The sequence below is a fragment of the Dokdonella sp. genome, assembly GCF_039926425.1.
Classification (GTDB): domain Bacteria; phylum Pseudomonadota; class Gammaproteobacteria; order Xanthomonadales; family Rhodanobacteraceae; genus Dokdonella_A.
The window spans coordinates 1-11,025 of sequence record NZ_JBDSWZ010000255.1; the positions used below are offsets into that span (position 1 = coordinate 1).

General features: G+C 63.0%; 12 protein-coding genes. 4 read left to right on the plus strand and 8 right to left on the minus strand.

The genetic code is table 11. From position 1 onward, the window contains the following. Positions 1-60: 60 nt before the first annotated feature. The 4 genes from ABIV12_RS14680 to ABIV12_RS14695 form a co-directional block, all read right to left on the minus strand. A complete protein-coding gene (locus tag ABIV12_RS14680; protein WP_348060622.1) occupies positions 61-582 on the minus strand; it encodes a hypothetical protein in 522 nt (173 codons plus the stop codon). Positions 583-595: 13 nt separating this feature from the next. Further along, a complete protein-coding gene (locus tag ABIV12_RS14685) occupies positions 596-1,153 on the minus strand; it encodes a sigma-70 family RNA polymerase sigma factor (protein ID WP_348060624.1) in 558 nt (185 codons plus the stop codon). A gap of 141 nt (positions 1,154-1,294) precedes the next feature. Further along, positions 1,295-3,244, minus strand: coding sequence for a M48 family metallopeptidase (locus tag ABIV12_RS14690; protein ID WP_348060626.1), 1,950 nt, complete (start codon positions 3,242-3,244; stop codon positions 1,295-1,297). Positions 3,245-3,314: 70 nt separating this feature from the next. Further along, a complete protein-coding gene (locus ABIV12_RS14695) occupies positions 3,315-3,902 on the minus strand; it encodes a LemA family protein (protein ID WP_348060628.1) in 588 nt (195 codons plus the stop codon). Between the two features lie 206 nt (positions 3,903-4,108). On the opposite strand from ABIV12_RS14695, the gene ABIV12_RS14700 reads away from it, so the two are divergent. Continuing rightward, positions 4,109-5,524 carry a serine hydrolase domain-containing protein gene (locus tag ABIV12_RS14700; protein ID WP_348060630.1) on the plus strand — a complete coding sequence of 472 codons (1,416 nt, stop codon included), beginning with the start codon at positions 4,109-4,111 and terminating at the stop codon, positions 5,522-5,524. 160 nt (positions 5,525-5,684) lie between these two features. On the opposite strand, the gene ABIV12_RS14705 is transcribed toward ABIV12_RS14700, so the two are convergent. Further along, the gene (locus ABIV12_RS14705) at positions 5,685-6,770 is read right to left on the minus strand and encodes a TonB family protein (protein ID WP_348060632.1); all 1,086 of its coding nucleotides are present in this window, start codon (positions 6,768-6,770) and stop codon (positions 5,685-5,687) included. Positions 6,771-7,032: 262 nt separating this feature from the next. Between ABIV12_RS14705 and ABIV12_RS14710 the strand changes: the two genes are divergently transcribed. From ABIV12_RS14710 to ABIV12_RS14720, 3 genes are read left to right on the plus strand one after another with little or no spacing between them, the layout of a single operon-like run. Beyond that, positions 7,033-7,329, plus strand: coding sequence for a hypothetical protein (locus ABIV12_RS14710; protein ID WP_348060634.1), 297 nt, complete (start codon positions 7,033-7,035; stop codon positions 7,327-7,329). A 3-nt stretch (positions 7,330-7,332) separates the two neighbouring features. Then, complete coding sequence (locus tag ABIV12_RS14715) at positions 7,333-7,734, plus strand: hypothetical protein (protein WP_348060636.1); 402 nt, start codon at positions 7,333-7,335, stop codon at positions 7,732-7,734. Next, entirely contained in the window at positions 7,731-8,060 is a 330-nt protein-coding gene (locus ABIV12_RS14720) for a hypothetical protein (RefSeq protein WP_348060638.1), read from the plus strand. The genes ABIV12_RS14715 and ABIV12_RS14720 overlap by 4 nt, the downstream gene beginning before the upstream one ends. Before the next feature lie 384 nt (positions 8,061-8,444). Here ABIV12_RS14720 and metJ read toward each other — a convergent pair whose 3' ends face one another. The 3 genes from metJ to gcvT all read right to left on the minus strand — a co-directional run. Further along, positions 8,445-8,879: a met regulon transcriptional regulator MetJ gene (gene metJ, locus ABIV12_RS14725; RefSeq protein WP_348060640.1), complete on the minus strand. Its 435-nt coding sequence runs from the start codon at positions 8,877-8,879 to the stop codon at positions 8,445-8,447. 903 nt (positions 8,880-9,782) lie between these two features. Beyond that, positions 9,783-10,181, minus strand: a complete 399-nt coding sequence (gene gcvH / locus ABIV12_RS14730) for a glycine cleavage system protein GcvH (protein ID WP_348060642.1) — start codon at positions 10,179-10,181, stop codon at positions 9,783-9,785. An 89-nt stretch (positions 10,182-10,270) separates the two neighbouring features. Then, a partial coding sequence (gene gcvT, locus ABIV12_RS14735; RefSeq protein ID WP_348060644.1) for a glycine cleavage system aminomethyltransferase GcvT occupies positions 10,271-11,025 on the minus strand: 755 nt, incomplete at its 5' end.

The window sequence follows — 11,025 nt, forward strand, 5'->3', positions numbered from 1 at the left end:
AACGCCCGGCTGTGCGGGCGTTTTGATGAATTGGATCGATGATCCGAGGGCGCGGCGCAGTCAGCTTCCAGACGTGAAATTTGCCTTGAAGAGCTGATCTCCGCGTTGTTGATTCTGCGCGGGCGCCGCTTCCGACGATGCAAAGATCTGATCCCGCGTCGTGAAGATCCTGTCACCCGAATGTGAGGTTGCGCGGGCGACGACCTCCTCTTGACGGTGACTTCCCTGCCACGACCACAGACCGAACGCCACTGCCAGACACGCGGCAATGCCGCTGATCCGCCGAATCTTGACGTGGCGTCGCGCACCGGCCGCAACGCGCTGGTCGCGCTGGCGCATCGGATGGGTCAGGCGCGCGCTGTCCCGAACGGACGAGGCAAGTGCTTCGGATTCCGGCTTGAGGGCCTGAAGCATTCGCGCCAGCGCTGCATGCGCAGGCGACGGTGCGATCTTCGCGACCATTGCAACGCGCTCTGCCGACGCCGAGCCGTCTCCAGCCATCGCATCCGCCAGTTCAACCGCATCGACCTCGACGGCGGGCCGTGACGCCACCAGGCGCCGATACAAACGGGAAAGGGACATGTCGTTCATGGCTTCAGTCTTCAAAGGTTCCGTAACCCAAGTCACGCAGCCGGGTTTTCAGCTCATCCATCCCGCGTGACACCAGTTTTCGAGCCGCCTCGGCCGAAGGAATCCCGGCCAGATCGGCAATTTCCTGCAAGGAAAAACCCTGCAAATGCAATGAGATAGGCAACCTTCGTCGTTCGGGAATCTCGGCCATGCAGCGCTCAAGGCCCTGCATGCGCTCGGAATCTCCAGCGCTCGTCTCGGGTGACACCGACGTCTCGCCAATGTCGACCGCCTCGTCATCTTCCTCCGGAAGAGGCTCGGTGGCGCGAACCTGGGCTCGACGCAAAGCGTCGATCACCGTGCTCGCTACCACTCTCTGCACATAAGACGCATGAAAGGCCCCGGACCGGTCACGCTCGATCGCATGCCACAGTTTGATGCGCACTTCCTGCTCGACATCCGCGGCATCGATGCCGTGTTTTTCGAGCCCGTAGGTGCGCAAGATTCCCCGGACCTTCGCGCTGTAGGCGTGGACCAGCTCTTCCAGGCGTGCATGTACGGGGTCGGGACGCTGCGGCGGCATTGGAAAGTCGGGGGCGCGGGCCCGGTATGCTCCCCGACGCAGCGGGGGAGCGCAAGTACGCGGGCGCCAACCGTAAAAGGCAGCGCGCTCCATTTCACCTGCAACGCATGCATAGTCTGCGCCGGCACCGACGCCCGGCGATCAGGCGGCGCGTTGCAGCATCGGAGGCAGCGGACAATGCAGCGCCGCGCACACCGTCCGCAGCAGTTCCGATTCCGCAACGCTGACGACCCCGTCGGCACTGATGGCGATGGTCAATGCGCGGACGACGAGTTCCTTGCCGGCCGGCGCAAGGTGATCGAGGCGGGGCAACGCACGATCGAGCGCGCCGACGAAGTCGAACGGTGGGGAATAGTCGATCGCGGAATCGGGAAGCACTTCGCGAAGCCCAAGCGCGTATGCGCGCTGCGCGCCGGCCGCATCGTCGTGCCCGTACCGCGCAACGACTGCGAGCAGATCCTTGAGTTCCGCAACGAGCCCGGGCAACTTCAGGCTCGACATCGGTTGCGTCGCTGCCGGCCTGAGCGAATCCATCACCTGCAGCCCGACGAGCTTGGCGAGACAGTATTCGTCGAGCGTGACGCGACGGTCGGCGTCGATCAGCGCGCGGAGCGTCTCCATGAAGACGGTCAGGTGCGGGCGCGGCCGCCGGCGCAATGCAGGAAACGACAGCGACGCCAGCGGCAGTCGCAACATCGGATGCAGTCCACGCAGCTCTGTCGCCAGCGCTTGTACGAGCGCGCGCGTGCCGCTGTCGTAGCGTTCGTCGAGCACGGCCAACTGGAGCTCGCGCACAGCCAGGTCGTCGTTCAGAAGCAACGCGAAGATCAACGGCATTGCCTGGCCGGACTGCCACGCGGCTTCACGCAGCGCCTGCGGAATGGATTCGTTGATCTGCGCAGCAGCGCTGCGATCGTCGAGACCGGGATGTCCCACCTGGCTGACCACGCCCGTTGGCGACAACCGCAGTTGCGCATCCGCGCGAGGGAGCATCGCGACGTCAGCAGCGATCCCGAACGATCGCAACCCCATCGGCGCAAATCCGCCAATGGACACATCGGCTCGCTCCGACTCCTCAGGACCCACGCGCACCGGCCGCGACCACGCAGACGCGATCGCATCGAATTCTTCGGCGCGAAATGAAGGCACCATGCGTTGGATGCGCTCGATCAGCGGCGGATGCGTCGCAAACAACGCGGAGTATCCGACTCCGTCCCCGAACAGCATGTGCGCCACCTCCTCGGTGTCGCTGCTGGCAAGCTTCGACCCTTCGGCAAGGCCGCCAATCTTCTTCAATGCGCCGGCGATACCGTCGGTCTGACGGGTGAACTGCACCGCCGATGCATCGGCGAGGAATTCGCGCTGGCGCGACACCGACGCCTTGATGACGCGTCCAAACACCACTCCGATATAGCCGACCGCGAACACGGCGAGACCGAACAGGACCATGCCCCCCGAATCGCGACCGCGACTCCGTCCGGACAACTCGGCGAGCTTCCGTCCGATCGTCGCGATAACCAGAATGCCGAACACGATGCCCATCAGCCGGATGTTGAGCCGCATGTCGCCATTGAGAACATGACTGAACTCGTGGCCGATCACGCCCTGCAGTTCCTCGCGCGTCAGCTTGTCGATGGCACCGCGCGTGACGGTGATCGCCGCATCCGTCGGCGCGTAGCCCGATGCGAACGCGTTGATTCCGCTTTCCTCTTCAAGCACGAAGATCTCCGGCACGGGCACGCCCGCGGCGATCGACATCTCCTCGACCACGTTGCGCAGTCGGCGGTACGCGAAATTGGCGGTGTCGGTTTCGATCTGCACGCCACCGAGCTGGCGCGCGACGACGGCCCCGCCGCCGCGCAGCGAGGCGACGCGATAAAGCGACCCAAGCCCGATGACCAGCAGGACGACGACGCTGATTCCCGCCATCGCCGCGCCGGCGTCCTGTGCATGACGTCCGTTGCCCACGCCCATTGCGACGTACAGAACCCCGTCGATTGCGACCACGATTGCGACGACCGCGATCGCAAAGAGCACGATCATTCGGCGCGTCTGCCGGCGTGCCCGGTCCTGGTGGTCGAAGAAATTCATCGCGGAATGCGGCGCGTGCGACGCCCGATCGTGTTGATCCCGCGCGCGCCCGAATCCGATCGCCCCACGCTCAGGTGAACGCGACCTTCGGCACGTCGCGCTTTGCGTCCGATTCGATCTTCAGAGGTTCCGCAGGCGCAAATGCGAAGCTGTTCGCAATGATCGATCCGGGAAACATTTCGCGGCGATTGTTGTAACCCATCACCGCATCGTTGTACGCCTGGCGCGAGAACGCGACCTTGTTCTCGGTCGATGTAAGCTCTTCGCTGAGCTGCATCATGTTCTGGTTCGCCTTCAGATCCGGGTAGGCCTCGGACAGCGCGAACAATCGACCGAGCGTTTGCGTCAACGCATTGTCGGCCCCGGCCAGCTGCTGCATCGCCACTGCGTCGCCGGGATTCGCCTTCGCGGCCGACAGTCCCGACACCGCGGAGTTGCGCGCCTGGATCACGGCCTCAAGCGTCTCGCGCTCGTGCTTCATGTAGCTTTTCGCGATTTCGACGAGATTGGGAATCAGGTCGTACCGCCGCGTCAGTTGCACATCGATTTGCGCGAACGCGTTCTTGTAGCCGTTTCGCGCCGCCACGAGGCCGTTATAGAGGCCGACGACGAAGAAAGCGATGCCGATCAGGATCGCCAGAACAATGATCGAGCCCATGGTTCATCCTCAGATTGCACGAAGGGAATGGAGGAATCGCAGCGACGTCGGCCCTGCGCACGCAGCGGTGGCATCCACCGCGTGATGAAGCTCGATGCAGCGAGTGCCGGTTGCCGGAATTTGCACATTTGGCCGACACGCATCCTGTAGACTCTGGCCGTTTTTCGAGCTTACCACGAGGGTCGTTACAGACCCCGGAGATCGCATTGAGCAGCACGCAACGCATCGTCATCGCGATGGCCATTTTCGGGTCCATCTTTTTTTCCGCCGGATCCCTCGCAGCCGGCAAGGCAAAGACATCGAAACCTTCGCACACGACTTCGGGCAAGTCGGTTGCGAGCAAATCCGCGGCCGCCGCCGCCAAGCACAAGGTCGCAGGCATCCGTGTAAAACCGGCCGTTGCAGGCAAGCGCGGCAAGAAGCCGATCGTGCGTGCGCGCAACGTCGCGATCACGCCGCCTGTCGTGGTTCCGATCGCGGACGAGCGCGCGGTCTCGCGCGACGCACCCGCGATTGCGCGCGAATTCAATCGCTGGCTCGATGAAGTTGCGGCGTCGAGCGATGTGTCCGGCCTCGCGGCCGCCATCGTCAAGGACGACAAGGTGCTGCTCGAGCGCGGCGTCGGATTCGCCGACTGGACCTCGCGCGAACCGGTGACCGGTGAAACAGTGTTCCGACTCGCATCGTTGTCCAAGGCCTTCGCGACCGCGCTCACCGGCGTGCTGGTGCAGGACGGACTCATGCACTGGGACACCAAGGTCGCGGGCATGCTTCCGACGTTCACGCTGAACGATGATGCCGCCGCACAGAAACTGACAGTGCGCGACATCCTCAGCCATCGCGTCGGCCTGCCACACAACACCTACGACAATCTGCTCGAACACGATGAGCCCTACGAACTCCTGGTCGAACGATTGAAGGACGTTCCGCTGGCGTGTCCGGTCGGCGACTGCTACGGCTACCAGAACATCGCCTTCAGCCTGATCGGCGATGTCACCTACGCAGTCACCGGTGATTTCTATTATCACCAGGTCGAGAAACGCATCTTCCATCCGCTCCACATGTCGACCGCCACCTACGGCCGCGATGCACTGGAAGGGTCGAAGAGCTGGGCGCGTCCCCATCACCACGCGGCCAACGGCTGGTCGCCGTTCGTGCCGAACGAAAATTACTACCACGTCGCCCCGGCGGCCGGCGTCAACGCCAGCATCCGCGACATGGAGCAATGGCTGATCGCGCAGATGGGCGGACGCCCGAATGTGCTGTCGCCGTCGTTGTTGACTGCATTGCACACGCCCTTGGTCGAGACCGAACGCGAGACCCGCGCATCGTCCTGGCGAAGGGGACGCATCAACGACGCGCAATACGCGCTCGGTTGGCGCATCTACGACTACGCCGGAACCACGCTGGTGTTCCACGCCGGCGCGGTGCAGGGGTATCGCGCGATGATTGCGTTCCTGCCGAAGTACCGCTTCGGTGCGGTGATGCTGTGGAACTGCGAGTCGCCCATGCCGATCGGCCTGATGCCGATGCTGATCGATCGCTATCTCGGGCTGCCCGAGGTGAACTGGGCCGGGATCGACCGCGCAGACACTGAGGATCTTCCTGGCGGCGGGGACTGAGTCGTTTCTGATCGCCTGATCCGCGGGCGCGTCATCATCCGATCGTTGTTCGAAAGTGACAACGATCGCACACGGGTGACATCCACGCGCAGCGGCTTCGGTACCGTCGCGCGTGCGTGCGGAGACGCATCGCGCCACCGCACGCCATCGTAGTGATCAATCAGTTGCCGAGTTTGAATTCGATCCGGCGACGCAGGGTGGAGGCGACTGCCTGACCATTCTCGAGTCGCGGCTGGAACTTCGCCTGCTCGATCGCACGCACCGCTTCACGGTCGAACACGCGCGGAGGATTTGACGAAACCACCTTCGTGTTCTGCACCGAACCATCGGCTCCCACCGTGAACTCCACTTCGACCCAGCCATCCTGCCGGCTGCGTACGGCTGCCGGCGGATACGCGGGGCGCGGCGCGGTGACGACCTGCACATCCCGCGTCTCGCCCACCGGTGCGGGAGCAGGCGCAGGCGCCGACGCGGGCGGCGGAGCCGTGCGAGCGACCTCGGCGCGCGGCGGCGCGGCGGCAGTCGTCGGTGTGGTCGTCGCTGTGGGATCGGCTGCGCCCGTGGCTGCGGCAGAACTCGCAGTCGCAGCGGCAGCAGCAGCGGCAGTCGTCTGGCTGGTGCCTTGCGCCTTGGCCGCCGCGGCAGCTGCGGCAGTGGTTGCCGCCTGCTGGGCAACCTGCTGCTCGCGCTCGCTCTGTTTTCTCTTCGCATCAAGCCTGCTGCGCAGGATGGTCAGCGTATAGTTGCTCGGGTCCGCTTTCGAAAGCAGATTCATGATCCGCGCCGCTTCATCGAAGTTGCCCTGATTGATCTGATCCTCGGCCGCGCCGGTCGCAAACGGGAACAATTCGCGGAGCGCGTCTTTCGCGCCCGAGTCATCCGGCTGCTTGGCGAGGATGCGCAGGTAATATTCCAGAGCATTGTTGCCGGCAGGCGCGGTCATCCGGTTATCGCCCATCGCCCCGCGTGCGGCTTTGTACAACTGGTCGGACGAAAGATCCTGCTCGGGGACGGCCGCGGTGTTGTCGGATGCACCAGGCGCTGAGGTTGACGTCGCTGTGGACGGCTCCGCCGGCGTGCTCGCAGGCCCTGCGCCAGATGAACCGAGGAACCACCATGCCACCAGGCCGATCAGAACAATGAGTGCAAGGACGATCGAAATCTGCGCGGTGGATGCCGCTCCGCGCATCGAGTATTTCGGCTTGCTGGTCGCAAGTGTGCGTGCCTTGTCGATCAAATCCCGCATCTGTCACCCCCAAAGCCGTTGATGTGGAATGTCGCTACTGCCGCAGTGCATCGAGCGAACATAACGTATTTCCGAGAATCCAGTCGCAATAAATGCACAATGCGTGCCGGTATCGCACCCCCGGACGCACAGACCCCTGCGAGGTCCATTCAGTTTAGGGCGACTAAGCTGTGTCATCCCTCCGATCGCTCGCGTCGCATGCAGACGCGTCGCGCGATCGACGGGCGGATTCAACTTCCCAACTCCAGAAAGGATCCCAACCATGGCAAGCGTTCGTGAAGTGAAACAACAGGTCGAAGACGGCGGCGAAGAGATTGCGCAGACTGCGCGTGACGGCGCCGATGCAACTGCCGGCGAGATGCATCGCTTGCGCTCGAAGCTGCGTTCGAACGGCGCGCAACTCGAAGACGACTTGCGCGATGCGGGAGAGCGCTTCACTGAAGGCGCAAAGAAATTCGGCGAGGCGGCGGCCGAGCAGGTTCGCGAACATCCGATGGCCGCGTTCGGAATCGCCTTCGCGGCGGGCATCGTGGTGTCACGCTGGTTGCGTAGCCGCTGATCCATGGACGGCGCCGCTCCGTCGACCGACTCGGCAGCCACACCCGAACCGGATACGTTTTCCGCCGCGCGCGCCGCGCTCGATCAGGCGATGCGCGTGGCGGAGGCGATGTTGGCGTTGCTGCGATCCGAACTTCGGCTGGCGCGCAGCAGCGTGCTGATGCTCGTCTGGCTGGGCTTCGCGCTGGTGTTCCTGGGGGTGGGTGCGTGGCTCGCGACGAGCGCCGCGATTGCCGCCGGCATCTATCAGCTCACCGGCAATGTGTTCTACGGAATCGGCAGCGTCGCGCTGGCGAACATCGTCGGCGTCGTCGTTGTGTTGCTGGCGATGCGCGGGTGCTCGCGAGATCTGGGCCTCCCGCGCACCCGACGTGCGCTTCTTCAACTGGGTCGACCCAAGTCATGAGCTTGATCCAGCGCCGGCGGGAAGCAGAGCTCGCATTCGTGCGTTTCTCGGACGCGCGACAGACCTTTCATGTGAAGTCCCGCAGTCTCAGCAGGCATCTTCGCGGATCCGGAGCGCTGTGGATCGTCGGCGCCGGATTCGCAAGCGGTGCGTTGATCACACTGCTGCCTCTTCGACGCCTCGGTGGTTTGCTGCGCATCGCAGCAAGCGGACTCTCCTTCGCCCTGCGCGCGCCACTCGGCGCATTGTTCGCGGACGCAATGGCGAACCGGCAATCGGATGCACAAGGCGACCGTTCCGACGAAGGCCCGCCTGCGGACTCCTGATCAAATCAGGTGAGTGAGCGGCCTACGCCCGCATTGGTTCTTCCGCATGAGCACGGCTGCCGCAGACGCGGACAGATTTCAAACCTGCCCTCTCCACAGTCTGGCTGATCTGTCCGCCTTCCCGCGAAGCGGCGGCTGCGCAGACGACGCAGAACCCGATCACGTCTCGAGGCGGGTCGCTTCGTGAAAGGGCATGCCGGAAAAAGAAAAACTCCCCCTGCGCTGGGCGTACCCGCAGGGAGAGTTCAGGTTTTCATTCCACGGTTACTTCTGGTGTTGCGGTGTCACTTCAACTTTTTTGCTGGTGGACTTCACGCCTGACTCCGACGCGAAGCCCCCAGCGGCTATCGGCCCGATCGACCGAGCCCGAGTGAAGCCAAGGACTTACTTGGCCTTCTTGGCTGCCTTCTTCACAGCCTTCTTCGCTACTTTCTTTGCTGCCGGCTTCTTGGCCACACCGGTCTTGCGAGCGGTGGCGGTCTTTGCCTTGGCGGTGGTCTTCTTCACGGCCTTCTTCACAGCCTTCTTGGCTGCTGCTTTCTTGACGGCCGGTTTCTTCTTTGCTGCTGCTTTCTTCATAGCCATATCGCGTCTTAACTCCTCGTCAGTAGGAAGTGGTTGCCCAGTAAAAGCGTGAAGGAATGCTTCGCACAGCAAATCACTGTTGGTCGCGTGACGTAGGTCGGCGACCTGGCGTCGGGTTCGTTCGTTTGAAAGTAGCTTCAAGATGTGGAACGGAACCGACACCGTGATTTTCTTCACCGCCCCGGCCTTCGTACCGTGCTCAATGTACGGGGCGATGAATCGAGCTGCAGTCATATTTCCTTTACTTGTTTGTCACGCCGGCGCAGAAACTATTACTGTCCTTTGCGCGTGTCAACAAATTTCTGAGGGGAAACAAGCAGTTCCCACACGTCTGCTCACTCCTTTTTTCGACCCTCCCGGTACCCCGGAATCTCCGGATTCCAGCTGCATTCCAGTCCGCCGGCTAAACGTATAGACGTCTATTCATTCCCGCGCGAAATGATCGACGGAACGCGGGAGAGCAAGCTGTGGCGCGGCTTTCAGCCCTTTCCGATCAACCACCGCTCTTGCGCCACGGCATCGAGCAGTCGCGCACCAACGTGGATTCGACTGCAACGCAATGCGCCCGCGACGACCCTCAGTGCCGACCCAACGGCGGGTGAACGGCGGAAAAAATATTTTTCAAATGCCTGGCGGATTCGAAGAATTTTCGCGTCGGGACGAGCGGCGACGCGACCGACATCACTGTCGACACGAAGGAAATTGCACACCGAAATTTCCTTCGTCGCATGCGAGCTCGAATGATCTTCGTCGCTCTCATGCCTTCGTCGTGCGCCGTGACGTTCTCGTATCGATCGAAGAGAAGTCGCGATCGCTCATCGCGCCGAAGTCGGTGCCACCTGGTGAAGCGGCATCCATTCTTCGAACCGATGGAATCATCGAGAACCACCGGCGCAAGATCACCACGCTTGCAGAGTCGGGACCGGGAAGCGTCATCTCCAACGACACATCATTCAACTCCGTACGGCAACAAATCCGACAGCATCACGCGGCGAGAACGAACGCCTGCCTGCACGCGGGACACATCGAGGGTGACCAACCGGGGCGCTGGATGCCGCAGACGCGAGGCATCCTCCAGACGAAGAAGGCGCACTCGCGTGCGCCCTCGAAGACCATGCATGGCGGCAACGCCGGTGGTCAGTCCTCGTCACTCTCGATCAGTTCGGCGTACGCATCCGGGTCGAGCAGTTCTTCCTGCTCCTCGGCGAGGTTGTCCGGCTTGATGACGAAAATCCAGCCGTCGCCGTAGGCATCCTCGTTGATCGTCTCGGGCTTGTCCGGAAGTGCTTCGTTCACTGCGACGATCTCGCCCGAGACGGGCGCATAGACGTCCGACGCCGCCTTTACCGATTCGACCACGGCAACCGCGTTGCCGGCCTTGACGGTGTCACCGATGCTCGGCAGTTCCACATAGACGAGATCGCCGAGCAGGCCCTGCGCATGGTCGGAAATGCCGACCGTGACCGTGCCCTTGTCTTCGACGCGTGCCCACTCGTGGGACTTCAGGAATTTCAGGTCGCCGGGAATCTCTTGCATGGCAGGTGTCCTTGGATGAGCAGCAGGGGGGCCAGTTCTGGCAACGGGCGAAGTCTATCAACGGAACCGATTGTGCGCGAACGATCAGTTCAGACGCCGTCGCATGCCTTGCCTTCGCGCACGAACGGGTATTTGACCACGCGCACCGCAACGAGCTTGCCGCGAATGTCCACCTCGACCGTTCCCGCCGTCCCTGCCGGCACGCGCGCAAACGCGACCGATTTGCCGAGCGTCGGCGAGAAGCTGCCGGAGAGGATTTCACCATCCCCGTGCGGCGTGACGACACGCTGCCCGTGCCGCAGAACGCCCTTGTCGTCCATCACCAGTCCGACCATGACCCGTTTCGCACCTTCGGCCTTTTGTCGCTCGAGCACGTCGCGACCGATGAACGCGCGCCCTTCGTCGAGCGACACGGTCCACCCGAGATTCGCTTCCCACGGCGTGACGGTTTCGTCCATGTCCTGACCGTAGAGGTTCATGCCGGCTTCGAGGCGCAGCGTGTCGCGCGCGCCGAGTCCCGCCGGCGCGACACCTGCCGCGGCCAGCTTTTCCCACAGCGCGACGGCCGATGTTTCGGGCACGATGATCTCGAACCCGTCCTCACCGGTGTAGCCGGTGCGGGCAATGAACAGGTCGTCGCCCTGCACCGCAACGAACTTGCCGATCTTTGAAGCCTTCGTGCGTGTCTCTTCGGACAGCAGGCCAAGAACCTTCTCGCGCGCATTCGGACCCTGCACCGCGATCATCGCGAAGTCGGGACGCTCGGTCACGGCGACCTCGAACGCTTTCGCCTGGCGTTCGATCCACGCGAGGTCCTTGTCACGCGTCGATGCGTTCACGACCA